Below are 25,346 nucleotides of genomic sequence, written 5' to 3'. Positions count from 1 at the left end.
ACCACCAGTGCCCCGGAACCAAGCGATGTCCATTCTTGTCACACGGCCGCATCCCGACAATGAGGCGACGGCGGAAAATCTGCGTGCCCGGGGGCATGTGGTGCTGCTTGCCCCGGTGCTCAAATTCGAGCCGGTCGCCTTCCATGACGAGAGCGAAACGGGGTACGGCGCCGTCATCGTCACGTCGGCCAATGCGATCCGTGCCGTCGCGCCGCAATTGCCGGACCTCGGCCTGTTGGAGCTGCCGCTGTTTGCAGTCGGCGAGCACACGGCCGCCGCCGCGCGCGATGCCGGCTTCGCCGAGGTGATCGTCGCCGGCGGCGATGCCGCGTCCTTGCGCGACAAGGTGATGCATAGCGCGCGCGACAAGCTTTTGAAGAAGAAGAGCACGCTGCTTTATCTCGCGGGTGCGGATCTGTCGCGCGACCTCGGCGGTGAGCTGGGCGCCGAAGGATACAGCGTCGTCACGCAGACGACCTATCGCATGGCCCCGGTCAAGCTGTTGCCGCGCGATGTCTGTGAGAGCTTTGCCGCCCATGGGATCGAGGCGGTGCTGCATTACTCCCGGCGCAGCGCGCGGGCTTTCCTGGAGGCCGCGCGGGGCGAAGGTGTCGAAATCTCGGCGCTGGCGATCCCACAATGCTGTCTGTCCGAGACGGTCGCAGGCGTGCTGCGCGAGGCCGGTGCCTCGCAGGTTCTGGTGGCCGCAACGCCGGACGAAAATGCCTTATTTGACACCTTGGAGCGTGCTTTGCGCACCCGTTTGGCGTAAGAGGTCGGGCCGAATCCGACGCAATCGGATCCGTTTAGGGCATGTAAGTGTGAGGAACCGTCACGATGGCCGACGACAAGCCTGAAGACGTAGACAAGCCTGAAGACTTGGGAATGGCTCCCGAGTCAGGCCGTGCCAAGCGCACACCGCCCACCATCGACCTCGAGGCAACCGAAGTCTCGACCCGGCCGCAGGAGGTGGCGGGCGAGCCGGAGGCTCAGGCGGCGACCGAACAGGCCGCGCATGAGCAGCCCAAGTTCGAAGACGCCAAATTCGAGGAGACCAAGGCCGAGCCGCAGCCCGAACCTGCCGAGGAGCGGCCTTCCGTTGCGTCCGCGTCCGTATCGCCGTCGATCTCGCCTTGGGTGATCGCTCCGTTCTCCGGCGCCGTCGCAGCCGCAATTGTGATCGCGGTCGGCTGGATGCTGGGCTGGCCTGCCGTGCAGGCACCGCCGGCCGCTCCGCAAGTCACGAGCGCAACGGTCGATGCGCTGAGCGGGCGCGTTGCCGCGGTCGAAGCCAAGGCGGGCAAGCCTGCCGCCGATCCGGCCATGCTGGCGCGGATCGATGCGCTGGAGAAATCCGCAACCGGCCTGCGCAGCGACATCGCCAATCTGCGCGCGCAGTCCGACAAGACCGCAAGCGCGTTGAACGACACGAAGTCCACGCCGCGCGATGCCGCGGCGTCTTCCGATCTCGCCAACCGCGTCGCGGAGCTCGAGCGCGCCGGCAAGACTGAACGGGCCGAGCTCGCGCAGCAGGGCGAGAAGATCGCCGGCGCCAGGACGGCGGATGACAAGCCGCTGCGCCATGTGGTAGCGGCGGCCCTGCTCGACGTCGCCGTTCGCCACGGCGACGCTTACGGGTCACAGCTCACCGCGGCACGGTCGCTGGCAGCAAAGCCCGAGTTGCTGAAGCCGCTCGACACCTTTGCATCGTCAGGCATCCCGACGCCGGTCGCGCTCAGCCGCGAGCTCCTCAACATCGTGCCAAAGCTGTCGCCGCCGACGGACGCCCCGGCCGCGAATGCCGGCATCGTCGAGCGCCTTCAGGCCGGAGCGTCAAAACTCGTTCGTATCGAGCGTACCGACGGCGTCGGCAATGATCGCGGCGCCATCGTCGCGCGGGTGACCGCGGCTGCGTTGCGCAACGATTTCGTGGAAGCGCGGCGCGAGCTGAAGACACTGCCCGAGGCCGACCGCGCACCGGCGCAAGCCTGGCTCGACAAGGCCGATGCCCGCGACGCTGCGCTCGCGGCGTCCCGCAAATTCGCCGACGATGCCATGGCGGAACTCGTCAAGCCTGGTCAATAAAGGTTCGCGCAACAATCAGCGCGTATAGGGATCGTCATGCTTCGCATCGTCCTCTTCCTCGTCCTGATCGCGCTGGCGGCGGCCGGCGCGGCCTGGGTTGCCGACCAGCCCGGCGACCTCATCCTGACCGCGGGCGGTTTCCGCGCCACGACGACGTTGCCCAGGTTCGTGTTCCTGCTTGGCCTCTTTGCCGCGGCCGTCGTGCTGGTCTGGAGTCTCCTGACGATGACCTGGCGTACGCCGGGGCGTCTGCGCCGTCGTCGTCATGAGAAGCGTCACGCCCGCGGCCGTCACGCCATCACCCACGGCTTGCTTGCGATCGGCCATGGCGACACCGCGCTCGCCCGTCGCCACGCCGATACCGCGCGGCGGCTGGCCGCAAACGATCCGCTCGCGCTACTGCTGCACGCGCAGTCAGCCCAGCTCGAAGGCAATCGCGACGAGGCGCAACGCGTTTTCCGCGTCATGGCCGAGCGCGAGGACACGCGCCTGCTCGGCCTGCGCGGCCTGTTCATCGAGGCGCAGCGCGCCGACGATGCGGTCGGCGCCGTGATGATTGCGGAGGAAGCGATCAAGCTGTCGCCGTCCTCGACCTGGGCCTCGCATGCGGTGCTTGGCTTTCGCTGCGCGCGCGGTGACTGGAGCGGCGCGCTCGCGATCCTCGATTCAAATCTGTCCGCGGGCCTGATCGACAGGCAGGCCTATCGCCGCCAGCGTGGCGTGCTGCTTGCCGCACGCGCGCTGGAATTGGAAACGGTGGACCGCGACGTCGCGCGCGAGAGCGTGATGGAGGCGATCAAGCTCGCGCCGACGCTGGTGCCGGCCGCCGTGCTCGCCGCAAAATTCGAGAGCGAGGCGCATCAGGTTCGCCGCGCCATGAAGCTGGTGGAAGCCGCCTGGCTCGCGAATCCGCACCCTGATCTCGCGGATGCCTATGCGCATGTGAAGCTCGGGGATTCCGCGCGGCAACGCTTGCAGCGGGTGGAGACGCTCGCCGCCAAGATTCCCGCCGACAAGGCCGGCCATGTCGAGGGCCAGCTCGCGATCGCGCGCGCCGCGATCGATGCGTCCGAGTTCGCCCGTGCGCGCGAGGTGCTGGCGCCTTACGTCAACGATCCGACCCAGCGCGTGGCGCTGCTGATGGCCGAGATCGAGCGCACCGAGCATGGCGACGGTGGCCGGGCCCGCGCCTGGACCTTGCGCGCCGTGCGCGCCCGCCACGATCCGGCCTGGACCGCGGACGGCTATGTCAGCGACCGCTGGCGTCCGGTTTCCCCGGTCACCGGCCGTCTTGACGCGTTCCAGTGGCAGACGCCGGTCGCGAGTCTTCCGTCCGACAAGGGCGTCACAATCGAATCCTCGGCCTTTGAGGAAGCGATGCTGGCGGCCCCGCCGCCGAAGCGGGTGACGGCGGCCCCGAGCGAAAGCCCGGCGGAACCGGTCGTGACAGCGCCAGCGCAGGTGCAAGCCGCACAGGACAATTTACCCCCTGAGGCGAAGGAAATTGCCGAGGAAGAGCCAGCGGTCACGCCCGCCGAACCGGTCAAACCGGCCCCCGAGATCGCCGAATCATCGCCGGCCGCGGCAACGCCGGTGTTCCGAACCCGCGCCGACCTTGGAAAGCCGGCGTCGGCGCCGATCCAGGCTGTCATCCCGATCGTCCGCGCTCCGGATGATCCCGGGATCGATGACGAGGGTCCGAGCGATGAATTTACGGAACAAATCGGCACGCCCAGGGACCATGCAAAGGCCCAGGCCGGTGGCTGGCGCGGATTCTGGTCTCGCTGGGGCGGCTGAAGTGGCATTTCGAAGCCGGCTCCACCTTGCCAATTCGGGCCATGCCCGATATCAGGAGCGCGCGTAAACGGGACCGGCATTGCCTGGTCCCGGCAGGGTTCGCCGCAATAGCTCAGTTGGTAGAGCACGTCATTCGTAATGACGGGGTCGGGGGTTCGAATCCCTCTTGCGGCACCAGCGCCTTAATCCAAGCGACGACAGTCTCCGAGACAGCTTGCGCCCGCGATTTCGCGGCAACTGCGTGCCGTTACTCGCGCCCGCGTGCTGCCTGCCTTGGTCATCTGCCTTGGTCACGTGCCTTAGTCGCCTGCCCTGGATTGACAGCACCTCCGTAGAGCGGAAACTCCAGGCAACGCGGGGGCGGCGAGGCGGCATGCACGATATCCTGGTGGTTGGGCTCGTCACGCTGACCGGCGGCGCCATTGGTCTTCCATTCTCCCTTCTTTTGCCGTCGGACCGTTTTGCCGTGCGCTGGGCGCTGGCGCCACCACTTGGCTTTGGCCTTCTCGCTGCCGGAACCGCGATCCTGTATCTCTCCGGCGTCGCTCCATGGGTGACGCTGCCTGCGATGGCGATCGCCGGCCTTGTCATTGCCGCCGCGGTTCGCTTCCCGGCGCTGCGTCGGTGGCCCGAGCTGACGTCCGGACGATGGCTTGCGACGGCGATAGCCGTCACTGCTGTTGCGATGATTTGCCTGGCGCCCGCGTGGACCGGGGGCGCGCGCTTCCGCGTTTTCCAGGCCAATGTCTACGATCACATGTTGTACGTGGGCTCCTCGGTTTCGTACCGCGTGCTCGACTACGCAACCCTGGTCGTCCAGGGCGCGGACGAGACGAAGTCCAATCCAATTTCAGTGATGGCGCTGTGGTTCGTCGACTATCGCGGCGCCGTGTCGATGATCCATGCCGCCATCGCCGCCATCAGTCGTGGCGATGTCGTCGATTGCACCTATCCGTACATGGTCGGCATGCAGCTCAACATGCTGTTTGCGGCGCTGTTCGTCTTCGTCAATGTGCTCGCGATGCGGCGCTGGCTGGCGGTTGCGTGCGCGGCGGCGCTTACGATCGGGTTCTTCGAGCAGTACGTATTTGACATCAACGCCTGGTCGCAACTTGCGACGCAGCCGATCTTCCTGCTCCTCCTCGCATTCGTGGCGTTCGCCTTCGATGCCAATCGCTTTGGGCAGGCGCCCGGCGCGATCATGCGGCTGGGAGCGATCTTTGCGGCGCTGATGACCGGCGCGTTCTTTCTCTATCCGGAATCGCTGACGATCTACGGTCCCGCCGCGGCAGTCGCGGTCGCGATGGGCTGCTGGCATCGCGCATCGCGCAAGGCTCTGCCTGTGGCTGCGCCAGGCTTGGCCGCGGGTGTGGGAATATCGCTGCTCGTGTGTATTCCTCTCTGGTACGGCACGGTTGCCTATGTCGTGCGGCAGTTGACCCGTGCAGCCTCCAATCCGCCCGACTGGTGGAAATATTATCAGCGTTACCTGTTCGGCAGTGACGCGAACTTTCTTGATGTCATTGCCAGCCCCGACAGCGGTTTCGGAGAGCTGGCGAATGCCTGGTTCTCATGGCCCGTCGAATCCGTGCTTGCCGGTCTTGGCCTTTATGCGGTGCTGCCGTCCGCGGGCTGGCCTGCCGCCGTCGCCTTCGTGTGGAAATTGCTGCTCTATGGTTTTCTGTTCGTGCTGCTGAGGGGCATCGCGAGGACGGCATGGATGATCTTGCGCGCCGCGCCGGACGGCAGCGCCGCGCGACTCCTGGCCGGCAGCCTTGTCGGCTGCCTCGTGCCGATTGCCATCCTCGCGGCCGGTCAAGGCTGGGCCGCGGGCAAGGGCCTGGCGATGGCGACGCCGATGCTCTTCACGCTAGTCATTTCTCCTTTGGCTCCCTTGGCTGCGAAGCGATGGAATCCAGGCGCCGTTGCCGCCGTTGGTGTCGTCGTGGTTGTCCACCTCGCTCTAGGTTTGTTGCGGCCGCTGCTGGTGATGCAGGCGGCTGGCGCGGGTATTCCGGGTCTTCCGACCGCCGCCGCCCAGGTCAATGCGCAAAAGGCGGCGTCTCTCGACTGGGACTACAATCGCTTGTCCGCGGACATCAGGAGCTGCAACGGACTCGTCATCGAGATTGCCAATCCGATGATGCACAATTTGCTGCGCCGGCTGGCAGCGGAGCTTCGGGTGCCCTGGGCGGCGCCGCGTATCATGTCCTGGCCCGACAGGGCGGGGCGGCCGTATTTTCCCGAGGGGTTTGAAAAGTTCGACTGTCTGGTGGCATCCGATCGGCTCGCCGCCAATCCGGGGCAGCGGCTGATATCCGTGGCCACGGACCGGTCTTCGCGCGAATTCCTGGATGGGCAGCGCAATGTGCTCGAGGTTGGTACGGAAGCCCCGCCAGGGATCGCAACGGGCGGTCTTTTCGGCAAGGAGATCACCCCTGGAGGTGCGCTTCAATGGGCATCACCGAACGCGCGCCTCGAGATTCCCAACAAGCCTGCGACGCCGGCGCGCACGTTGAAGCTCGAATTGTGGCCCATGCCGATTTCCGGCAACGAATTCCTGGCCAGGATCAATGGGCGTGAGATCTACAAAGGCGCCGTGCCTGCGGGCCCTTTGACATTTCCTCTGGATCAGTTTGCAAGCGACGAGACGCTCGTGGTCGAGTTGGACACCAATGCCGTCACGCATTTTCCGTCCGATCCCCGTGATCTCGGGTTTGCGATCCGGGAGCTGAGTGTTCGCCGATAGCGAATGAACAGACGCAGAGGGCACTGCCACGTGATCCGCGTCACGTCACCGCAAATGCCGTTCCCCTACTGTCCAGCTCACGCCAAACACGGGGAGAATTCCTATGCGCAAGATCATTCTGGTGGCCGCCGCCATGGTTCTGGCCTCCGCATCCGCCCAGGCCGGAGGCCCGCGCAGCCTGTCGCTGTCCGCGGTGAACGAGCAGGCCGCGGCTCCGCAAACGACGGCGACGCCGGCCCTTGCCGCCGCACCCACGCAGGTCAGCGAAGCAGCACCTGCCGCCGAAGCTCCGAAATATCTCGATCGCCCACCGGCGGTTTCGCTCACCGCGCCTGCCGCGACTGATACACCCGCGACCACGACGATTTCAGCGCCCGCGACGACGACCCAACCCGCGGCCAAGACCACGGCCAAGGCGAACAAGCCGAAGCACAAGCACGCCTGGACCGAAGGCCGCATCATCAGCGAGCTGCATCGCCACGGCATCTACTGGTAAGCGGTCATTGGTCCCAAAAAGCAAATGGCCGGGACAAGCCCGGCCATCGCGCAAGTTTTGGATCTGATCGACCCGTTACTGCGAGACCGTCTGCACCACGCTTCCGATCGGACGTGCGCTCGAGGTCGGCACCTTCAGGTCCTTCAGCAATGCCTCGTCATATTCCGGCAGCGACTCGAGTGTTGTCTTGGCCTTCATCTGCACGACCTTGTAGCCGCCGGCCTTGAGGCGCGCGAGCAGCGCCGGCATGGCTTCGCCAGTGTGCTTCTGGAAGTCGTGCATCAGGATGATGCCCTTGCCGAGCTTGTCGAGCCTGGTCATCACGGTCTCGATGATCTTCTCCGGCGTGGCGCCCTTCCTGAAGTCGAAGGAGTCGATATCGGTCGAGAACATCGCGACGTTGCGGGTGCCGAAATAGGTCACGATCGCCGGATTGTGCTGGAGCTGTGGGAAGCGGAAGAACGGCGCCGGGTTGGTGCCGAGCGCGTATTTCACCGCGCTAATACCCTTCTCGACCTCGTCCTTGGCCATTTGCTCCGTCATCTTCTTGCCGTTCAAATTGACGTGCGACCAGGTGTGAGTGCCGACCGTGTGGCCCTGGGCCAGCACCTGGCGCAGGATTTCCGGATGATAGGTCGCGTGCTTGCCGACCGAGAAGAACAGGCCCTTGGTGCATTCATCTGCGAGCGCCTTCAGCACCGCGGGCGTGTTGACCGGCCAGGGACCGTCGTCGAAGGTCAGCACGACCTCCTTGTCGGTGAGGAAGTCGAACTGCTTGAAATGGTCGAAGCCGAAGCCGGGGCCACCGGTGGTGTCGATCTCGACCACGCGGGAGACGCCCAGCGCGTTCGGATTGGCGCAGGTCGACTTCTGCTGCACAGGCGTCGCCGGAGCGGGCGCAGGCGCAGGCGCAGGTGTCGCCGGCTTGGCTGCGACCGCCGCGGTGGTCTGGACGTCATCCTTGGCGGCGAGCTTCGCCTGTGCCGTCAATTGATCGGCGGCACGGGCGGCAACTGTCTTGGGAGCGCCCTGATCGGCGCGCGAGGAATAATAAAACCAACCGCCGGCGGCGATCACGACCGCCGCAAGGACACTGGCCAGCATCAGGCCCAACGCATTACGCATCGCTACTCTTTCCAATTACGCAACCAAACCTGCGGAATTCCCCGCGCGACGAGCCATTAATGCGAAGGAACAGTTAACGTGACACCAACACGACAGCGTTTGCGGAGGAATTTCAGCTAGGTCGGCTTGTGTGACTGATGTCACAATTGAGGTGGCGCCCGTGACCATCATCACAGTGGAAAGGAGTTTGTTGGAGCATCGTAGGTCCCATCAACAACCGGCCCGCTTCCAGCGGTGCCAATGGGAGCTTCAAATGACCAAGTCGCTGAACACAAAGTCCCTGACCAACAAGATCCGCGACACCAGCCTGGCTCTGGGCTTTGCAGCGATCGTCTCGATCGCCTCGACCAGTTCGAGCTTCGCCTTCTCGGCCGAAGCGCAGCAGCAGTGCACGGGCGACGCCTTCCGTCTGTGCTCGTCGGAAATCCCCAACATCCCGAAGATCACCGCGTGCATGATGAAGCATCGTTCGGATCTGAGCGCCGGTTGCCGCTCCGTGATGGACAAGGATCTCGCCAAGGGCGCGTCACGCAAGGTCGCTGACGTCCAGGACAGCCAGTAAGAGCGCGCAACCCAGAGATCGTTGCGTCGGTTAGCTCCCCTCGCGATGTGCCCCGGTCTCGAGCCGGGGCCACGCAGCGGCGCCATGCAGCCAGCCAACAAAGCCGTTGCGACCAAGAGATCGTCGCACTAGCTTCGCCCGCACGTTCTTCCGGGTAAGAGGCATGACGCGATGACCAGATTTCTTTTTATTCTTCCTTTGCTCTTCTGCGCATCAGCGGCGTCAGCGCAACAGCCCGGCCACGACGCCTGCGCGCGCGATGTCACGCGCTTCTGCCGCCCGGTCATGAACAATGGTGATCAGGCGGTGCTCGCCTGCCTCAAGCAGAACCGTACGCGGCTCAGCAAAGGCTGCGACAAGGTGCTGACGGATCACGGGCAGTAAGACGCAAAAGCCTACGTGCTGCTGCCCGCCGCGGTCGCCACCACCGGCAGCACCTCTTCGCTGGCGCTATCCGGAGTCTCTTCCTTCCAGCGCACCGAGCCGAACGGACGCTCCAGCATGCGGCGGATCCGCACCGGATCGGGGCCGACGTGGAAGGCGATCGCCTCCTGGTGCAGCGCGCGTTCGGACTGCGTCGAGCGGTTGCGCTGGCGCAGATAGTCGAGCCAGGTCGGGCAGTGATAACGCTCGGTCCACAATTCGGGATCGGCGATGTCGCGCGCGATCGACCAGCCATAGGCTCCGTTGCGCTGGCGGGAGAGCTGCACGTCCTGCATCACGTTGTGAAAGGCGCGCGCGTTCTCTTGGGCGACCCGGTATTCGATTTCGACCACCAGCGGCCCGCTGCGCGCGGTCAGCGACAGTTTGACTTCCGGATCGGCCAGCACGTCGGCGTCTTCGTTGCGGGCGCCGACGCGCGGCATCGTGAGCCAGATTCCGAGCACCGGCGAGATCAGCATCAGGCCGGCGGCCGTCAGTAGCGCGACCTCGACGCCGGCATAGTCGGTGAGATGGCCCCAGCCCCAGGCGCCGATCGCGATGCCGCCGGAAATCGAGGCCTGGAACGCCGCGAGCGAGCGGCCGGCGACCCAGCGCGGCGCGGAGAGCTGCACGCCGATATTGAACAGCGCGACGGCGGCCATCCAGACCGCGCCGGCGAGCACCAGGGCAGCCGCGGTCAACACCGGCTCGGTGCTCACGGCGAGCGCGGCCATCGCAAACGCCATCGAGATGGTGCAGGCGCGGATTGCCGCCTCGCCGCTCATGCGCTTGCGCAGTTCGTGGATGTTGAGCGCGCCGACCACGGCGCCCATGCCGAAGGCGCCCAGCATGATGCCGTAGGTCTGCGCGCCGCCATGCAGCAGGTCGCGCGCGACCAGCGGCATCAGCGCCATGATCGCACCGCCGCACAGGCCCATCACCAGCGTCCGCAGCAGCACGATCTTGATCGGCGGCGAGTTGGTGATGTAGCGGAAGCCCGAGACCATGGCGCGGTTGAGTTTTTCACGCGGCAGCCGCGAGGGCTCGGTGTTGCGCCGCCAGAGCAGCAGCACCACCAGCAGCGGCAGATAGAGGATCGCGTTACACGCAAACGCCGCCACCGCGCCGAGCGCGGCGACGATGACACCCCCGACCGCGGGACCGAAGCTGCGCGCGATGTTGTAGCTGATGCCGTTCAGCGCGACGGCGGAAGGCAGTGCATCGGGCGGCACCTGCTCGCTGACCGAGGACTGCCATGCCGGGCCGAACAGCGCGTTGCCGCTGCCGACCACGAAGCAGAAGGCGAGCAGCGTTTCCGGGGTGATGAGGTTCAGTCCGGCCAGAATCGTGAGCGCGCTCGCGCCGGTCAGCGCGATCGCGAGCGAGACCAGGGTGACGATGCGGCGGTCATACATGTCGGCGATGGCGCCCGCCGGCATCGAGATCAGCATGATCGGCAGCATCAAAGCGGTCTGCACCAGCGCCACCTTGTCCGCCGAGGCCGCCATCTGCGTCATCGCCCAGGCGGCGCCCACGCCCTGGATCAAGAGGCCGAGATTGGAGAGCAGGCTGGCGAGCCAGATGCGCCGGAACACGGTGTACCGCAGCGGCGCGGTGATGCCGTCTGCCGCAATTTTCTGACGGTTCGTCTGCTCGGTCATATCCCCTTCCATTGGGCTGGCAGAAGTGGTGTTGGAGGATCTTGGGTGATTCCGGCAAGTTCAGTGATGCCTGCGAAAGTCCTTCGTTGTCCAGTGGTTAGGCCGGTATAAGCGGTGCAAAGAGATGGTTTTGCCCGGGAGGAACGCATGAAGCTGTCACGACGGATGATCTTGCAAGGTGCCGGCAGCTTGCCTTTCGCAATTGCGAGCTTGCGGGCCGGCGCGTTGGCCCAACCCACACCCGCAGTGCCGAGCGAGGTGTCCCCGATCCTGTTCGTCCACGGCAATGGCGATTACGACGCGCTCTGGATGACCACGATTTGGCGGATGGAATCCAACGGCATTGCGCGTGACCGCATGGCGGCGATCAATTTCACCGATCCCAATGCACGCAGCGACGACAAGGTCGAGCAGGCGGGCCGCTCCTCGACCGAGGACCAGCGCCGCGAGCTCGCCGCCGCAATCGCTGAACTGAAGCGCCGCACCGGTGCGTCCCGCGTGGCGCTGGTCGGCAGTTCGCGCGGCGGCTATGCGATCCGCAACGTCATCAAGAACGGCGGGGTCGGCGATGTCAGCCATGCCGTTCTGTGCGGCACGCCCAATCATGGCGTGTTCGCGACCGACGACCAGCCCAATAGCGAGTTCAACGGCCGCGGCGCGTTCCTGCGCAGCCTGAACGAGGGCGAGAGCGAGGTGACGCCGGGTGTTGCCTTCCTCACCCTGCGCAGCGACGGCATGGACAAATATGCGCAGGCCGATGGCCGCTTCGTCGGCAAGCCCGGCACGCCGACCGGCGTCACCGCTGAAGGGCCGGAGCTGAAGGGCGCCACCAATCTCGTGCTCGGCGCGCTCGATCATCGCGAGGTGGCGTTCCACCCCCGGGCCTTCCGCGAGATCTACAAATTCATCGCGGGAGGCGAGCCCGCGCGCATCGCGATCGTGCCGGAGCAAAGCGTCAGGCTGAGCGGCCTCGTGACGGGCACGCCGGGCGGCGTATCGACCAACCGCCCGGTGGCGGGCGCAACCGTCGATATTTTTCGCGTCGATCCTGAAACCGGTGAGCGCAAGGGCGGCGCCGTGCATAGCGCGACGACCGGCGCCGATGGCCGCTGGGGACCGGCGCAGGTCGAGCCTTTCTGGTCGCTCGAATTTGTCCTGGCATCGCCGGATGCGCCGACGACGCATATCTACCGCTCGCCTTTCCCGCGTTCGTCCGACATGGTGCATCTGCGCGCCGCGCGTCCGCTCGGGCCGGCAGACAAGGACGCCGCGGCTGTCGTGATCATGTCGCGTCCGCGCGGTTATTTCGGCCTGCCGCGCGACGTGGTGCTGTTCGACGGCAGGGAGCCGGCCGACGTCAAATCCGGTGTGCCCACGGATTCGACAGCGACGCTGCGCCTTCCGGCCGGCGAGGTCGGGCGTAACCTCGCCGCCCAGTTCAACGAAGAACGAATTGTGGCACGCGCCTGGCCTGCCTCGGAGAACAGGATTGCGATTGCCGAGCTGACTTACTAGCTATTTGCCTGCGTCACCTTTGCGGGAGCGAGCCATGAACATCGCCAGCGTGCGTCGGCCCATCGTCCCTCCGACCCCGCCTCGTGCGCCCGACGATATGTCGTTCCTCGGCCGGCTTGCCGTGATCAAGCGGAACATGATCGCGACCTGGGGGCAGCGCGCCTACGAGGAAGACATCATCAAGGGCCGCTTCTTCTTCCGCAACAGTTTCATCTTGAATCGTCCGGACGCGATCCGGCACGTGCTCCTCAGCAATTACGAGAATTATTCGCGCACGCCGGCGGGCATCCGCATGCTGCGTCCGGTGCTCGGCGACGGGCTTCTGATTGCGGAAGGTCATTCCTGGACGTTTCAGCGCCGAACGCTCGCGCCGGCGTTCACACCGCGCGCCACTGCAAATCTCGTCCCGCACATGACGGCGGTGCTCGACGAGACCATCGCGCAGCTCGCGGCGCGAACAAGCCAGCCGGTCGATTTGCGCGAGATCATGCAGCGCATGACGCTGGAGATCGCCGGACGGACCATGTTTTCGTTCGGCATGGAGCGGCACGGCCCGACCTTGCGCGACTTCGTCATGGAGTACGGAGCCCGGCTCGGGCGGCCGTATTTGCTCGACATGGTGCTGCCCCTGTCCTGGCCGAGCCCGATGGATTTTGCCCGCGCCCGTTTTCGCAAGCGCTGGACCGAATTCGTCGCGATGCTGATCGCCGAGCGGCGTGAGATGGGCAAGAAGGACGGCGCGCCGCCGCGCGACCTGTTCGACCTCATGGACGAGGCGCGCGATCCTGAAACCGGCAAGGGTTTTTCGGACGAGCAGCTCGTCGACGAGGTCGCGACCATGATTCTGGCGGGGCACGAGACCACGGCGACGGCGCTGTTCTGGGCGCTCTATCTGCTCGCGCTCGATCCGGAGACGCAGGAGGAGGTGGCGTCCGAGACGCGCGGCGAACATCTCGACAGCATGGCTGACATCGATCGCCAGAAATTCTCCCGCGCGGTGATCGAGGAGACCATGCGGCTCTATCCGCCGGCCTTCCTGATCGCTCGCGCAGCCCGGGACAAGGACAATGCGGCGGGTGTCGCCATCGGCAAGGGCGACATCATAATGATCGCGCCGTGGCTGCTGCACCGGCACGAGAAACTGTGGGATCAGCCGAATGCGTTCATTCCAAAACGCTTCATGGCGGCCGAGGCACCCGACCGCTTCGCTTATTTGCCGTTCGGTGCGGGGCCGCGCGTCTGCGTCGGCGCGCCGTTTGCGCAAGCCGAATCCGTGCTGGCGCTGGCCCGGCTGATCGGTGCGTTCCGCGTCGAACTGGCCGACAGGGTTCCCGTGATTCCTCACGGCGTCGTCACGACCCAGCCGGACCGCTCGCCCATGTTCAGCATCACACGCCGGTGACAGACGTTCGTCTGGCCGATAGCGTGATCCACCCCAGATAGAGTTATGCCATGAGCGATATCCAGGCCCAGTTTTCCGTTCTGAAGCAGACCGCCGATACGAAGGTGGTCGACGCGATTGGGCGTCTCATCGAGGATGGCGAGGATCACGAGCTCAATCGCGTCAATGTCCTCGACTTCGCCAGGCATCATGGTCTTGATGAAGAGCGCGCGATCTCCGCCTTCCTGCATTCGGCCCGGCTCGGCCTGTTCGATCTCGGCTGGAACGTGCTGTGCCCGGGTTGCGGCGGCGTGCTGGGGGCGCACTCGACCCTGAAGGCCCTCAAGCCGGGCGATTATCACTGCGCGCTCTGCGCCTGCGGCTACAAGGCCTCCGTCGACGACCAGGTCGAGGTGTCCTTCACCGTGAATCCACGTGTCCGGCGCATTGCGGCGCATGACCCTGATACGCTTCCGGTATGGGAGTATTTCAAGCAGGTGTTCTGGAGCTCCGGCGTCGACTTCAACAAGGAATCGTTTGCGACGCTGGCAAACGAGGTCACGCTGGATACGATGGAGATACCGGCCGGCGAGAAGGCGACCATGTCGCTGCAACTGCCGAACGACTTCATCATCATCTTCGAGCCGGTGACGCACGCCGCCCATTTCATCGACGTGCAGGGTGAGCCGACCAAGGACCGCCAGCAATTCGCCATCATGTACAACAAGGTGCAGGCGCCGACGGGGACCACGACGATGCGGCCGGGTCCGCTGCGGCTGTCGCTGGAGAACCAGGCCGGCGTGCGCGTGCTGCCGTCGGTGTTCATTGCGGCCGAGGCGCTTCATCACCTCATCGGCAAGCGCAAGCCGTTCCTCACCGCCAAGCGGATGCTGTCGAACCAGACGTTTCGCGATGTGTTCAAGGCGGACAATCTCAGTCTCGACCAGCGGCTCCAGATCACCTCGCTGACTTTCCTGTTCACCGATCTGAAGGGTTCGACCGCGCTCTACGAGCGCGTCGGAGATCTCGCCGCCTTCGATCTCGTGCGCGCGCATTTCCATGCGCTGCTCGAGATCATCTCCTCGGAGAAGGGCGCGGTGGTGAAGACCATCGGCGACGCCGTGATGGCGACCTTCATCCGGCCCGAACATGCCATCGTCGCGGGCTTGCGGATGCGCGCGGCCATGGACGAGCTCAACAAGAAGCGCGGCACCGACGATCTCATCGTCAAGATCGGCATCCATGAAGGCCCGTGCCTTGCGGTGATGCTCAACGAGCGGCAGGATTATTTCGGCCAGACCGTCAACATCGCCGCCCGCGTACAGAGCCTGTCGACCGCACAGGAGATTCACATCACCGGGCCGGTGCTGGATGCGCCCGCGGTCGCCGAAGTCCTCAAGCAGCGCGAGATCACTCCGATCCAGAAACAGGCAGCGCTGCGTGGCATCGCCGACAAGATGGTGGTGTACGAGATACCGTGAGTCGGCGGTGACGGGCTGCGGAGCACTACGCCTCTCCAACGTCGTCCTGGCGAAAGCCAGGACCCATACCGCGGAATCTCTCGATTGCGGGTGTTATTAGTCCCGAACTCCCCGCCTTCGCCAAATTACTCCCTGGGGCAATGGGTCCTGGCTTTCGCCAGGACGACGACGATGAGGTCGCGCCCCTGAATGACAACAACAGATTGCCGAAACGTAATGCGGCGCGCGGAACTGACGCACGTTGCGCCGGTTGAGCTTCCCGCTCATATAAGATTGGTAGCAGCCGCGCTCCCCGGGGCGCCATCGATTCGGTAGGATTTTATGCTCGACGGCCTGCGCCAATTCATCGCCGACATTGTTGCTCCCCATGCCCAGGACCGCGCATTCGGCGACAGCGATTACCGGCTGGCGGCGACCGCGCTGCTGGTTCACGTGGTCTCGCTGGACGGCCAGCCGACGGCGGCCGAGCAGCGCAAGCTGCACAATTTGATCGAAAGCCATTTTGGTCTCGATCGCGGCACGGCGGATCGTCTGATCGCGGATGCGACGCAGGTCGAAGGCGAGGCGGTCGACCTCTATCACTTCACCAGCGTCATCATGCGCTCGCTCGACGAAGAGGGCCGCAGGCGCATCGTCCAGATGATGTGGGAGCTGGTCTATGCCGACGGCCAGGTCACCGAGTTCGAGGACAATGTCGTCTGGCGCGCCTCCGACCTGCTCGGGATTTCCCAGCGTGACCGGATCGACCTGAAGCACGCGGTCGCAGACCGTGCTGGCGGTCAGGTCAAGGACAGCGCGGTCGGAGGGTGAGCTCTAGCCAGCACGGTCAACTGGCGGTTGTGCAGGCCACATGACGAAACTTTAATGTAGCCTCCGGCCGTCTCGGCTCCGGATTCGCCCGTAAAACCCCGGTTTTTCTGCTCCCTGTCGCCCGCTCAAGCGGCCATCCTGCCGGCGGCGCTTGCCTGTCGCGCACGGCCTATGCTCTCGTTCCGCCATTGCGGGGCCAAAAACTTCAATTCAAGAGACTTGGGTCAAGAGACTTGGACAAGAGACTTGGATCGTGACTGAGCGGGTAACGTTGATCACCGGTGCCTCGGCGGGTATCGGCACGGAGCTGGCGCGTGTGTTCGCCGCGAACGGACACCGTCTTGCGCTGACGGCGCGGCGCGCGGACCGCCTCGAGGCGCTCGCGAACGAGCTCGCCGCCAATGGCGGCAAGAAGCCGATCGTGATCGCCTGCGATCTCCAGGACCCGGATGCCGGCGATAAGATCGCCGCCGCGCTTACTGCCGAAGGCGTCGAGCTCGACAATCTCGTCAACAATGCCGGCTTCGGCGTGTTCGGTGACGCGATCAAGCGCGACCGCGTCGAGCAGATCGGCATCGTCGATGTCAACGTCCGGGCTCTGACGGATCTGTCGCTGCGCTTTGCCGATCAGCTCATCAGGAACAAGGGCGGTCTGCTCAACGTCGGATCGGTCGCCGGCTTTCTCCCCGGCCCCGGCATGGCGGTCTATTACGCGTCCAAGGCCTATGTGATTTCTCTCACCGAGGCCTTGCGGGCGGAGCTCGCGCCGCACGGCGTTCGCGTCACCGTACTTTGCCCGGGTCCGGTGCCCACCGAATTCCAGGCGCGCGCCGGCGTGGGCTCCGGACATGATACCGCCCTTCTCAATGTCCCTGCTACCGATGTTGCGGAGCAGGCCTATCGTGGCCTGATGGCCAACAAACGGGCAGTGCTGCCCGGTCTCGGCATCAAGATTGTGCCATTCGCGCTGCGTTTCTTCCCGCGCGGCTTCATCCTGTTCGCCACCAGCTGGTTCCAGCGGCAGAGGCACTAAAGGAAGCGAGAAATGCCCCGTGGTGGCCCAGGCCTTGCTTCACGATCGGACGTGTGTGCGTAAACTCACACGAAATTAACGATCGCTTAGTTATGCTGGCGGTCTGAACCGATAGCACTCGCAGAGACCATGTCGTTCCGGACGAACAGGTTTGGTGGCGCGGAAGTGATGCCCTTCCCAAGAAGGACGCCGAGCGTCGCCGCCTCCGCAAACCGATTGCCGGTTCTGATCATCCTGCATCAGGAATCCTCGACGCCCGGCCGCGTCGGCAATGCGCTACGCGCGCTCGGCCACCGCCTCGACATCCGCCGTCCCCGCTTCGGCGATCCGCTGCCCGACACGCTCGACCAGCATGCCGGCGCGGTGGTCTTCGGTGGCCCGATGAGCGCCAATGATTCCGACGATTACATCCGCCGCGAGATCGATTGGATCGAAATTCCGCTCCGCGAACAGCGGCCGTTCCTCGGCATCTGCTTGGGGGCGCAGATGTTGGCGATGCAGTTAGGGGCCTGCGTCGCGCCGCATGCCGAGGCGCTGACCCAGATCGGCTACTACCCGATCCGCCCGACCGCCGCGGGACATTCGCTCTGCCCGAACTGGCCGGCGCAGGTCTATCATTGGCATCGCGAGGGATTTGAGCTGCCGGTCGGTGCCGAATTGCTTGCAGAAGGCGATGATTTTCCGGTGCAGGCGTTCCGCACCGGCAATGCGTTCGGCGTGCAGTTTCATCCTGATGTGACCTACGCGATGATGTATCGCTGGACCACGCGCGGCTATGACGGCTTCAGCGCGCCCGGCGCGCGGCAGCGGCATCACCATTTCGCGGACCGTGCCGTGTACGATGCCGCGGAACGCGCCTGGCTCGATCACTTCATCGACGGATGGCTGATGCGCCGGCCGATGCTGGCGCAAGCCGCCGAGTGATCGCGCCTTAGCGCAAGCTCTTCTCATCCTCTTATATGCTAGGCTTGCCTCCAACGAGCGCGCGCGAAATTGCGCCGGTAAGCAAAGGGAGAGCGCCATGGTCTATGAACACATTCTCTATGAGGTCAGCGACAAGGTCGCGACCATCACGTTCAATCGCCCCGACCGCATGAATGCGTGGACGCCGATCATGGAGCGCGACGTGCGTCACGCGATGGAGGCGTCGAGCGCCGACGACAATGTCCGCGTCATCGTGCTCACCGGCGCGGGCCGCGCCTTCTGCGCCGGTGCCGACATGGATGCGCTGAAGGGGCTCGACCCCAATGACGTCAGGCGCGCGTCGAACCTGCCGCCTTTCGACATGAACCGGCGGCCCGACTGGCAGACGCGCTATGGCTTCTATCCGTCGATCGGAAAGCCTGTGATCGCTATGCTCAACGGGGCGACCGCCGGCATCGGCCTCGTCCACGCGCTCTATTGCGACCTGCGCTTTGCCGCCGACAATACCGTCTTCACCACCGCCTTCGCGCGGCGCGGTCTGATCGCCGAGCACGGCATCAGCTGGATGCTGCCGCGCATCGTCGGCCATGCCAATGCGATGGATCTGTTGCTCTCTGCCCGGCGCGTTTCGAGCGAGGAGGCGCTGCGGATTGGTTTGGTCAACCGGCTCTGCTCGCCCGAGAAGCTGCGTGAGGAGACTTATGCCTATGCGCGCGACCTCGCCGATTTCGTCTCGCCGAGCGCGATGGCCGTGATCAAGCGGCAGCTCTACGAGGTGCCGTTCCAGACCCTCAGCGAGGCGACGATCGAGGCCAATCGGGAAATGATGGTGGCGCTGAACGGCAGCGATTTCCGGGAGGGGGTCGCGAGCTTCATGGAGAAGCGGCCGCCCGGGTTTACTGGGAAGTAGGGGGATTTTGGATGGAGCCCGGCTTCGCCCTTCGGGCTACGCCGCGGCAGCCTTCGCTCGTTTCGCTACGAGGGACTGTCCGGGCTTGCCGAGCCGTAGCTCGCGAAGCGAGCGAAGGCTGGTGGAGCCAGGCGGGATCGAACCGCCGACCTCGTCATTGCGAACGACGCGCTCTCCCAGCTGAGCTATGGCCCCATTTGCGGCCGCTCTGGTAATGCGGCCGACAACCGGGCGCCATTTAAGTCCCCGGCAAGGTCAAGTCAAGGACGGGCGTAACCCGGTTTTAGCCATCCCGGCACCGACTTCCCTTGTTTGGGCCGGGGGGAACCGATATCTAGCAAAAGGCGTCGAACCTGACCGCAGCCAGAGTCTTCAAAAGCCAGAGTCGTCAAAAATCATGCGTGCCGTTCTCGACATCGTCATCATCGTGCTCGACCTCTATGTCTGGCTGCTGATCGCCTCTGCGATCCTGTCCTGGCTGATCGCCTTCAACGTTGTGAACACCCGCAACCAGTTCGTTTCGGCGGTCGCGGAGTTCCTGTACCGGATCACAGAGCCGGTGCTGGCGCCGATTCGCAATTTCCTGCCCAGCCTCGGCGGCCTCGACATCTCGCCGATCATCCTGATCCTGCTCATCATGTTCATCGAGCGGGTGATCCTGTATTACATCTACCCCAACGTGATCTGAGCAGGCTGGAGCGCCTTGGTTGCCAACAAGGAACCCTGGCGCTACGCGGCCGCAGGAATCAGCATCGCGCTGCGGGTGACGCCGCGCGGCGGCCGCGACGACATCGACGGGATCGAGCAGCTGGCCGATGGCCGCAGCGTGCTCAAGGTGCGGGTCCGCGCGATCGCCGATGGCGGTGAAGCCAACAAGGCCGTTCTGGTGCTGCTGGCGAAATCGCTTGGCGTGCCCAAGGCCAGCGTCAAGCTCCTGTCCGGGGCCACCTCGCGGCTGAAGCAGATTGCGGTCGACGGCGATCCGGCGCGACTCGGCGAAGCCCTGCGCCAGCTCGCATCAGCCAAATCGACAGACTGAGGGAACTGACATGACCGCCAAGATCATCGACGGAAAAGTCATCGCCGCGGAACTCCGTGCCCGCGTCGCGGACGAGGTCGCCCGCGTCAAGCGCGAGCATAATCTGGTGCCGGGTCTCGCGGTGGTCCTGGTCGGAAGCGACCCGGCGAGCGAGGTCTATGTCCGCTCGAAACACACCCAGACCCAGGCGGCCGGCATGGCCTCGTTCGAGCACAAGCTGCCGGCCGACGTGTCGCAGGCCGATCTGCTGGCCGTCGTCGCAAAGCTCAACCGCGATCCCGCCGTGCACGGCATTCTGGTGCAATTGCCGCTGCCGAAAGGCCTCAACACCGAGGCCGTCGTCAATGCGATCGATCCCGCAAAGGATGTCGACGGGCTGCATCCGAACAATGCCGGCCGCCTCGCCGGCGGCTTTGAGGCGCTGTCGCCCTGCACGCCGCTCGGCTGCATCATTTTGACCAAGAGCGTGCATGCTTCGCTCGGAGGCATGAATGCCATCGTCATCGGCCGCTCCAATCTGGTTGGCCGACCGCTGGTGCAATTGCTGCTGAACGAGAACGCCACGGTGACCATCGCGCATTCGCGCTCGCGCGACCTGCCCGGGCTCGTGAGGCAGGCCGACCTCGTCTATGCCGCGGTCGGCAGACCCGAGATGGTGCGCGGCGACTGGCTGAAGCCGGGGGCGACGGTGATCGACGTCGGCATCAACCGCATTCCGAAGGATGACGGCAAGACGCGGCTGGTCGGTGACGTCGCCTATCAGGAGGCGCTGGCAGTGGCCGGCGCCATTACGCCGGTGCCGGGCGGTGTCGGCCAGATGACGGTCGCGTGCCTGCTGGTGAATACGCTGCGCGCGGCCTGCGCGCTTGCAGGCGTGTCGAAGCCGGCGGTGTAGGATTTCTTCACCTCGCCCCGCTTGCGGGAAGAGATCGGAATTCGCACGAAGCGCGGATTGAGGGTGAGGGGGACTCTCCACGAGTCCCACGCTCACCGTCCTCGCGGAGACTCCCCTCAGCCCCGGCCCTCTCCCCGCAAGCGGGGCGAGGAAGCAGAGTCGCGTCCGGGACGCGAGACCTAGGCCTTCCTCTTCTTCTCGCGCTCAATGCCTTCGAGGATCAGCTTGTGCGCATCCTCGGGGCCGCCCCAGCGCACAATCTTCACCCATTTGCCCGGCTCGAGGTCCTTGTAGTGCTCGAAGAAGTGCTGGATCTGCTGCAGCGTGATGTCGGGCAGGTCGCTGTAGGTCTTCACCTTGTCGTAGCGCTGGGTGAGCTTCGACGACGGCACGGCAAGAATCTTCTCGTCGCCGCCGGCTTCGTCTTCCATCAACAGCACGCCGACCGGGCGCACGCTCATGACCGCGCCGGGGATGATGGCGCGGGTGTTGATGATCAGGACGTCGCAGGGGTCGCCGTCATCGGACAGCGTGTGCGGGATGAAGCCGTAGTTCCCGGGGTAACGCATCGGCGTGTAGAGGAAGCGGTCGACCACAAGCGTGCCGGCCTCCTTGTCCATCTCGTATTTGATCGGTTCGCCGCCCACGGGGACTTCGATGATGACGTTGACGTCGTGGGGTACGTTTTTCCCGATCGAGACCGCATCGATACGCATTCAAGGCTCCGTTGTTGCCGAGGTGAAATCGCGCCCGGCAGCGATTTGGGCGCTGTCATACGCGGGCTTGGCGCGCCAATCCATGGTGTTCTTGTGAAATAATGAATCCAGCAATCACCGGCTCGATAGGCCACGGTATCGATGGATGGGCAGCGCTGCCGGCTAAGCTTTCAGCAGCTCAATTGGTCCAAGCGAAGGCAACCTTGTCGAGCGACTTCGGCCCGAAACGCTCCGAGGAGCGCGCCACCATGCGGCCGCCCAGCGCCCGGTAGAACTCGGTCGCCGGATCGTTGTCCGAGAGCGCCCACACCACCATGCTCTTCAGGCCGCTCTGCATCAGGTCGCGGCGGGCTGCGGTGAACAGACGGCGACCGAAGCCCAGGCCCTGGAACTCGGGTCGCAGATAGAGCTCGTAGACCTCGCCGTCGAAATGCAGGCTGCGGGCGCGGTTGCGGCCGTAATTGGCATAGCCCGCGATCTTGTCGCCGAACACCAGCACGCTGACGCGACTGCCCTTGCGGATTGCGCTGTCCCACCATTGCGGACCGCGGCGGTTGATCAGCTTTTCCAGTTCGGCGCCGGGAATGATGCCCTGATAGGCCGAGCGCCACGCTTCGTCATGGGTGGACGCCACCGCAGTTGCATCTGCGGCTTTGGCCGGCCGGACCTCGATCAGGGTTGTGCTCATGGACGCGATCAAACCAAGTCGCCGCGCCGGCGGCAAGACCTATCGTTAATTATCGGTTAACGTGTGGACTTTCTGCATCAGTATTTGAACCACTTTGTACCGAAAAAAGACAAGACGCCGATTCGAATGGCACCGGGGTGCTCTGCGCCGGTGCAAAACTGCTTTGCGGCAACGAATGAACGATAATGGCAACGCAGAAAGTCTGCCGATAGTGATTCGTTCCTACTAGTCTAACCGTCGCTGTTCTCGCCTCCGGCAATTCATGCGGCTCCTCAACATTCTCGTGCTCCTGGCTCTGTTGGCCTTGCTGACTGCGCCGCCTGTGTGCGCTCAGGTCATTTTTGGTTCGTCCGGAGCGGAGGGCGATCCGTTTCGCCGTCAGCCATGGCGCGTGCCATCGCCGGATACCGGCATTGCCGCGCATGCTCTGCTGTTTCGCCCGCCAGGTGCTGGCCCGTTCCGGCTTGCGGTGATCGCGCATGCCTCGACGCAGAACGTGTTGCGGCGCGCGCAAATGCCCCAGCCGGAATACCGCGCGCTCACCGCCTTCCTCATCGCGCGCGGCTTCGCCGTGCTGGTGCCGGAACGGCTCGGTCATGGCGTAACAGGCGGCCACTATCTCGAGGACCAGGGCGGCTGTGACGAGGCGGACTATGCGCGCTCGGGCCGCGCAACGGCCGACGAAATTTCGCGCGCGCTGGACTATTTGCGAAAGCAGGAATTTATCCGCAAGGATGCCGCTGTCGTGATCGGCCATTCCGCCGGCGGCTGGGGCGCATTGGCACTCGCGAACGCTGATCCGAAGGCGATCTCGGCCATCATCGCCTTTACGCCAGGGCGCGGCGGCCATGCCAATGATGAGCCGAACCGGATCTGCGCGCCGCACTCGCTTCTCGCGGCGGCGGCGGAATTCGGCAAGGCCGTGCGTATCCCCGTCACGTGGCTCGTTGCTGCCAATGACAGCTACTTTTCACCGGCATTTTCGAAAGAGTTGGTCGAGGCCTTTCGCGGTGGTGGCGGCAAGGTCGACTTCCGTACGCTCCCTGCTATCGGCAGCGAGGGCCATTGGATGATCGAAAGTGAAGCCGGCGTCAAAGCCGCGAGCAACGAGCTCGCGCGTGTGCTGAACCTGCCGAAGCCGGTTGCGACCAAGAAGCCCCAGGACATTCGATAGTGAGCAAATGGCCCGACGATGACGTGATCCTGTTCGACGGCGTTTGCATCTTCTGCTCGCGCTGGGTGAGATTCGTGGCCGCGCGCGATACGGCAAGGCGGTTTCGTTTTACGCCGATGCAGTCGGATTATGGGGCTCGGCTCGCGGACACGTTCGGCATCGATCCTGAGGATCCCGATACCAATGCCGTGGTCCATGGCGGCGAGGTGTTCACGAAGTCAGACGCGGCGCTGACCGTGCTGTCGCAGCTCCCCGGTTGGGGTTGGGTGCGCATACTGTTCGCGGTGCCGAAGCCCCTGCGAGACGCCGTCTACAGCCTCATCGCGCGCAACCGCTACCGCATCTTCGGGAAGTATGATGTGTGTTTCGTTCCTGATGCGGATTTGCGAGCGCGGGTGATCGAGTGATTCGTCATTGTTGGATACAGCGGGACGCAATGCCGGGTCTATTGCTGCGGCTTGGCTGACGCCGCGAGCACTTCCCTCGCCGCCCGCTCCCCCGAGTCCCGCGCCCCATGCGCCGTCGTGAAGAAATTCGGCGAGGTCGCTTCCCCCGCGAAGAACAGCCGCCCATCCACGGGCGCCGCCAGCACGGCACGATCGCCCGCGTGTCCTGGCAGCGCGTGCGAATACGAGCCCCTCGCAAACGGATCATGCGTCCAACGCGACTCGTAGAGCGGCTTCAGCTTGTGGCGGATGTCGTTGCCGAGGAAGCCGGCGATCTCGTCGATGCTCTGTGCCGCAATGGCACCCTCACCGGCGTCTTCCAGTTCGCGGGCAAAACGGCCGCCGAAAAAGCCTTCGATGCAGGGCTGGCCGAACGGGCGGATGTGGTAGGTGCCCATGTCGGTGCGCATGGTGGCGCCGCGCAGGTTTCCTTCTTTGGGGAAGGCTTCCGCGTCGCCGAGCGCCAGCGTCACCTTGTCGTCGACGCCGAGCGGCAGGCCGGCTGCGGCATCGAGCTTGGCCGGGAGCTGTGGTGAGAAACGGATCGCCTCATCGGCGATGAGATTGGTCGGCACGGTGACGATCACCTTGTCCGCGGTCAGCGTGCCCAGCGATGTCTCGATGCGGATGCGCTTGTCCGAATGATCGATCAGCTTGACGTTGCAGTTCAGCGCCACCGGGCAAGGCGCGCCATAGGCCGCGATCAAGGCGCCATAGCCGCGGCGGACGCGCCAGTTGAGGTCGCTGTCCTCATAGGCGTCCCAGTCCAGCGTCGACATGTTCTGCAGTTCGCAGCCATTGATGTAAGTCGAGACCGCGTCGATCATCGGGTTCCAGCGATTGCCGGGCTCGAGGCTTTGGCTCGCGGGAGCATCGTCGCTTTTCCGTGCTGCTTCCCAGAGGCGCTCGTAGAACGCGTCCATCGCGCGCATGAAATCGTCGCGCTCGGCTTGCGGAAACGCATTGCCGAAGGTGCGCTCGCGCCAGGGCGGCAGGTCCTTGTTGACCTCGAAATCGAGTTGCCGCGCGATCGGAACGAAGGAGTTGTTGTCGGCCGAGTGCAGCCAGCCACAGCCGACGTCGAAGGTGACATCGGGCGAGGCCTGCACGGTCCAGGCCCGGCCACCGAGGCGATCGCGCGCCTCCAGCACAATCGCGGAGAGGCCTGACCCATGCAGCGCGTGTGCTGCGCCTAGACCGGCGGCACCGGCGCCGATGATCGCGACATCGACTGAGGAGGGGAGGGAGCTCATGGGCGGGCTCTAGCACGTTCGCTGGGGGTGCTGAAGCCGGACAGACACGCAGCTCTCGTGTCCCGGACGCGGTGCGGCGTGTAACGCCGCTCCGCAGAGCCGGGATCCAAGGTGATGTGGAGGTGGTGAGAGTAACGGGGCCCCGGCTCAGCAGCGCACCACTGCGTGCTGCGCTGCATCCGG

Annotated in this window: 24 protein-coding genes and 2 tRNA genes; 20 read left to right on the top strand and 6 right to left on the bottom strand. The window is 64.8% G+C overall.

From position 1 onward, the window contains the following. Nucleotides 1–25 precede the first annotated feature (25 nt). The 6 genes from IVB31_RS29435 to IVB31_RS29410 all read left to right on the top strand — a co-directional run bounded on the left by IVB31_RS29435 (nucleotide 26) and on the right by IVB31_RS29410 (nucleotide 7,127). On the top strand, nucleotides 26–772 hold the full coding sequence (locus IVB31_RS29435) for a uroporphyrinogen-III synthase (protein WP_247331132.1): 747 nt from the start codon (nucleotides 26–28) through the stop codon (nucleotides 770–772). 65 nt (nucleotides 773–837) lie between these two features. Then, a complete protein-coding gene (locus tag IVB31_RS29430) occupies nucleotides 838–2,085 on the top strand; it encodes a hypothetical protein (protein ID WP_247331130.1) in 1,248 nt (415 codons plus the stop codon). A gap of 36 nt (nucleotides 2,086–2,121) precedes the next feature. Beyond that, nucleotides 2,122–3,882 (top strand): heme biosynthesis HemY N-terminal domain-containing protein, encoded by a 1,761-nt coding sequence (locus IVB31_RS29425; protein ID WP_247331128.1) that lies wholly within the window; start codon nucleotides 2,122–2,124, stop codon nucleotides 3,880–3,882. Nucleotides 3,883–3,983: 101 nt separating this feature from the next. Continuing rightward, nucleotides 3,984–4,059 (top strand) — tRNA-Thr (locus tag IVB31_RS29420). Nucleotides 4,060–4,255: 196 nt separating this feature from the next. Then, complete coding sequence (locus IVB31_RS29415) at nucleotides 4,256–6,631, top strand: hypothetical protein (protein ID WP_247331126.1); 2,376 nt, start codon at nucleotides 4,256–4,258, stop codon at nucleotides 6,629–6,631. 103 nt (nucleotides 6,632–6,734) lie between these two features. Next, nucleotides 6,735–7,127: a hypothetical protein gene (locus tag IVB31_RS29410; RefSeq protein ID WP_247331123.1), complete on the top strand. Its 393-nt coding sequence runs from the start codon at nucleotides 6,735–6,737 to the stop codon at nucleotides 7,125–7,127. Nucleotides 7,128–7,202: 75 nt separating this feature from the next. Here the strand turns inward: IVB31_RS29410 and IVB31_RS29405 are convergent, their stop codons facing one another. Further along, nucleotides 7,203–8,252 (bottom strand): polysaccharide deacetylase family protein, encoded by a 1,050-nt coding sequence (locus IVB31_RS29405; protein ID WP_247331121.1) that lies wholly within the window; start codon nucleotides 8,250–8,252, stop codon nucleotides 7,203–7,205. 253 nt (nucleotides 8,253–8,505) lie between these two features. On the opposite strand from IVB31_RS29405, the gene IVB31_RS29400 reads away from it, so the two are divergent. Beyond that, nucleotides 8,506–8,814, top strand: coding sequence for a hypothetical protein (locus IVB31_RS29400; protein ID WP_247331119.1), 309 nt, complete (start codon nucleotides 8,506–8,508; stop codon nucleotides 8,812–8,814). Nucleotides 8,815–8,985: 171 nt separating this feature from the next. After that, on the top strand, nucleotides 8,986–9,198 hold the full coding sequence (locus IVB31_RS29395) for a hypothetical protein (protein ID WP_247331117.1): 213 nt from the start codon (nucleotides 8,986–8,988) through the stop codon (nucleotides 9,196–9,198). An 11-nt stretch (nucleotides 9,199–9,209) separates the two neighbouring features. Here IVB31_RS29395 and IVB31_RS29390 read toward each other — a convergent pair whose 3' ends face one another. After that, nucleotides 9,210–10,898, bottom strand: a complete 1,689-nt coding sequence (locus tag IVB31_RS29390) for an MFS transporter (protein ID WP_247331115.1) — start codon at nucleotides 10,896–10,898, stop codon at nucleotides 9,210–9,212. A gap of 147 nt (nucleotides 10,899–11,045) precedes the next feature. On the opposite strand from IVB31_RS29390, the gene IVB31_RS29385 reads away from it, so the two are divergent. From IVB31_RS29385 to IVB31_RS29355, 7 genes are all read left to right on the top strand, one after another. Next, entirely contained in the window at nucleotides 11,046–12,413 is a 1,368-nt protein-coding gene (locus IVB31_RS29385) for a hydrolase (protein WP_247331112.1), read from the top strand. 34 nt (nucleotides 12,414–12,447) lie between these two features. Continuing rightward, nucleotides 12,448–13,815, top strand: a complete 1,368-nt coding sequence (locus IVB31_RS29380) for a cytochrome P450 (protein WP_247331110.1) — start codon at nucleotides 12,448–12,450, stop codon at nucleotides 13,813–13,815. Nucleotides 13,816–13,865: 50 nt separating this feature from the next. Next, a complete protein-coding gene (locus tag IVB31_RS29375) occupies nucleotides 13,866–15,275 on the top strand; it encodes an adenylate/guanylate cyclase domain-containing protein (RefSeq protein WP_247331108.1) in 1,410 nt (469 codons plus the stop codon). Nucleotides 15,276–15,596: 321 nt separating this feature from the next. Next, nucleotides 15,597–16,085, top strand: a complete 489-nt coding sequence (locus IVB31_RS29370) for a TerB family tellurite resistance protein (RefSeq protein WP_247331105.1) — start codon at nucleotides 15,597–15,599, stop codon at nucleotides 16,083–16,085. A 253-nt stretch (nucleotides 16,086–16,338) separates the two neighbouring features. Further along, on the top strand, nucleotides 16,339–17,118 hold the full coding sequence (locus tag IVB31_RS29365; RefSeq protein WP_247331103.1) for an SDR family oxidoreductase: 780 nt from the start codon (nucleotides 16,339–16,341) through the stop codon (nucleotides 17,116–17,118). Nucleotides 17,119–17,247: 129 nt separating this feature from the next. Further along, a complete protein-coding gene (locus tag IVB31_RS29360) occupies nucleotides 17,248–18,042 on the top strand; it encodes a glutamine amidotransferase (protein ID WP_247331099.1) in 795 nt (264 codons plus the stop codon). A gap of 97 nt (nucleotides 18,043–18,139) precedes the next feature. Then, the gene (locus IVB31_RS29355; protein WP_247331097.1) at nucleotides 18,140–18,952 is read left to right on the top strand and encodes an enoyl-CoA hydratase; all 813 of its coding nucleotides are present in this window, start codon (nucleotides 18,140–18,142) and stop codon (nucleotides 18,950–18,952) included. A 119-nt stretch (nucleotides 18,953–19,071) separates the two neighbouring features. Here the strand turns inward: IVB31_RS29355 and IVB31_RS29350 are convergent. Continuing rightward, nucleotides 19,072–19,147: transfer RNA gene (locus tag IVB31_RS29350), tRNA-Ala, on the bottom strand. A gap of 202 nt (nucleotides 19,148–19,349) precedes the next feature. On the opposite strand from IVB31_RS29350, the gene IVB31_RS29345 reads away from it, so the two are divergent. From IVB31_RS29345 to folD, 3 genes are read left to right on the top strand one after another with little or no spacing between them, the layout of a single operon-like run. Next, a complete protein-coding gene (locus tag IVB31_RS29345; protein ID WP_007598721.1) occupies nucleotides 19,350–19,640 on the top strand; it encodes a YggT family protein in 291 nt (96 codons plus the stop codon). Nucleotides 19,641–19,655: 15 nt separating this feature from the next. Continuing rightward, nucleotides 19,656–19,991: a DUF167 domain-containing protein gene (locus IVB31_RS29340; RefSeq protein ID WP_247331095.1), complete on the top strand. Its 336-nt coding sequence runs from the start codon at nucleotides 19,656–19,658 to the stop codon at nucleotides 19,989–19,991. Between the two features lie 10 nt (nucleotides 19,992–20,001). Then, entirely contained in the window at nucleotides 20,002–20,886 is an 885-nt protein-coding gene (gene folD / locus IVB31_RS29335; RefSeq protein WP_247331092.1) for a bifunctional methylenetetrahydrofolate dehydrogenase/methenyltetrahydrofolate cyclohydrolase FolD, read from the top strand. A gap of 179 nt (nucleotides 20,887–21,065) precedes the next feature. Here folD and ppa read toward each other — a convergent pair whose 3' ends face one another. Both ppa and IVB31_RS29325 read right to left on the bottom strand, forming a co-directional pair. Beyond that, entirely contained in the window at nucleotides 21,066–21,602 is a 537-nt protein-coding gene (ppa, locus tag IVB31_RS29330; RefSeq protein ID WP_247331090.1) for an inorganic diphosphatase, read from the bottom strand. A gap of 178 nt (nucleotides 21,603–21,780) precedes the next feature. After that, nucleotides 21,781–22,290 (bottom strand): GNAT family N-acetyltransferase, encoded by a 510-nt coding sequence (locus tag IVB31_RS29325; RefSeq protein WP_007598725.1) that lies wholly within the window; start codon nucleotides 22,288–22,290, stop codon nucleotides 21,781–21,783. 262 nt (nucleotides 22,291–22,552) lie between these two features. On the opposite strand from IVB31_RS29325, the gene IVB31_RS29320 reads away from it, so the two are divergent. Beyond that, a complete protein-coding gene (locus IVB31_RS29320) occupies nucleotides 22,553–23,464 on the top strand; it encodes an alpha/beta fold hydrolase (RefSeq protein WP_247331088.1) in 912 nt (303 codons plus the stop codon). Then, nucleotides 23,464–23,871, top strand: a complete 408-nt coding sequence (locus IVB31_RS29315) for a thiol-disulfide oxidoreductase DCC family protein (RefSeq protein WP_247331086.1) — start codon at nucleotides 23,464–23,466, stop codon at nucleotides 23,869–23,871. Before IVB31_RS29320 ends, IVB31_RS29315 begins: the two co-directional genes overlap by 1 nt. A gap of 38 nt (nucleotides 23,872–23,909) precedes the next feature. Here the strand turns inward: IVB31_RS29315 and IVB31_RS29310 are convergent, their stop codons facing one another. Further along, nucleotides 23,910–25,163, bottom strand: a complete 1,254-nt coding sequence (locus IVB31_RS29310; protein WP_247331084.1) for an NAD(P)/FAD-dependent oxidoreductase — start codon at nucleotides 25,161–25,163, stop codon at nucleotides 23,910–23,912. Nucleotides 25,164–25,346: the final 183 nt, after the last annotated feature.

This window comes from Bradyrhizobium sp. 21, assembly GCF_023073335.1.
Classification (GTDB): Bacteria; Pseudomonadota; Alphaproteobacteria; order Rhizobiales; family Xanthobacteraceae; genus Bradyrhizobium.
Note: the sequence above shows the minus strand (reverse complement) of the source record. Positions and strands in the feature narration are given on the sequence as shown.

Bases quoted from the DNA above. Each gene is read 5' to 3' on its own strand.
- IVB31_RS29435 (WP_247331132.1), top strand. From the start codon at position 26: ATGTCCATTCTTGTCACACGGCCGCATCCCGACAATGAGGCGACGGCG.
- IVB31_RS29430 (WP_247331130.1), top strand. From the start codon at position 838: ATGGCCGACGACAAGCCTGAAGACGTAGACAAGCCTGAAGACTTGGGA.
- IVB31_RS29425 (WP_247331128.1), top strand. From the start codon at position 2,122: ATGCTTCGCATCGTCCTCTTCCTCGTCCTGATCGCGCTGGCGGCGGCC.
- IVB31_RS29415 (WP_247331126.1), top strand. From the start codon at position 4,256: ATGCACGATATCCTGGTGGTTGGGCTCGTCACGCTGACCGGCGGCGCC.
- IVB31_RS29410 (WP_247331123.1), top strand. From the start codon at position 6,735: ATGCGCAAGATCATTCTGGTGGCCGCCGCCATGGTTCTGGCCTCCGCA.
- IVB31_RS29405 (WP_247331121.1), bottom strand. From the start codon at position 8,252: ATGCGTAATGCGTTGGGCCTGATGCTGGCCAGTGTCCTTGCGGCGGTC.
- IVB31_RS29400 (WP_247331119.1), top strand. From the start codon at position 8,506: ATGACCAAGTCGCTGAACACAAAGTCCCTGACCAACAAGATCCGCGAC.
- IVB31_RS29395 (WP_247331117.1), top strand. From the start codon at position 8,986: ATGACCAGATTTCTTTTTATTCTTCCTTTGCTCTTCTGCGCATCAGCG.
- IVB31_RS29390 (WP_247331115.1), bottom strand. From the start codon at position 10,898: ATGACCGAGCAGACGAACCGTCAGAAAATTGCGGCAGACGGCATCACC.
- IVB31_RS29385 (WP_247331112.1), top strand. From the start codon at position 11,046: ATGAAGCTGTCACGACGGATGATCTTGCAAGGTGCCGGCAGCTTGCCT.
- IVB31_RS29380 (WP_247331110.1), top strand. From the start codon at position 12,448: ATGAACATCGCCAGCGTGCGTCGGCCCATCGTCCCTCCGACCCCGCCT.
- IVB31_RS29375 (WP_247331108.1), top strand. From the start codon at position 13,866: ATGAGCGATATCCAGGCCCAGTTTTCCGTTCTGAAGCAGACCGCCGAT.
- IVB31_RS29370 (WP_247331105.1), top strand. From the start codon at position 15,597: ATGCTCGACGGCCTGCGCCAATTCATCGCCGACATTGTTGCTCCCCAT.
- IVB31_RS29360 (WP_247331099.1), top strand. From the start codon at position 17,248: ATGTCGTTCCGGACGAACAGGTTTGGTGGCGCGGAAGTGATGCCCTTC.
- IVB31_RS29355 (WP_247331097.1), top strand. From the start codon at position 18,140: ATGGTCTATGAACACATTCTCTATGAGGTCAGCGACAAGGTCGCGACC.
- IVB31_RS29345 (WP_007598721.1), top strand. From the start codon at position 19,350: ATGCGTGCCGTTCTCGACATCGTCATCATCGTGCTCGACCTCTATGTC.
- folD (WP_247331092.1), top strand. From the start codon at position 20,002: ATGACCGCCAAGATCATCGACGGAAAAGTCATCGCCGCGGAACTCCGT.
- ppa (WP_247331090.1), bottom strand. From the start codon at position 21,602: ATGCGTATCGATGCGGTCTCGATCGGGAAAAACGTACCCCACGACGTC.
- IVB31_RS29325 (WP_007598725.1), bottom strand. From the start codon at position 22,290: ATGAGCACAACCCTGATCGAGGTCCGGCCGGCCAAAGCCGCAGATGCA.
- IVB31_RS29320 (WP_247331088.1), top strand. From the start codon at position 22,553: ATGCGGCTCCTCAACATTCTCGTGCTCCTGGCTCTGTTGGCCTTGCTG.
- IVB31_RS29310 (WP_247331084.1), bottom strand. From the start codon at position 25,163: ATGAGCTCCCTCCCCTCCTCAGTCGATGTCGCGATCATCGGCGCCGGT.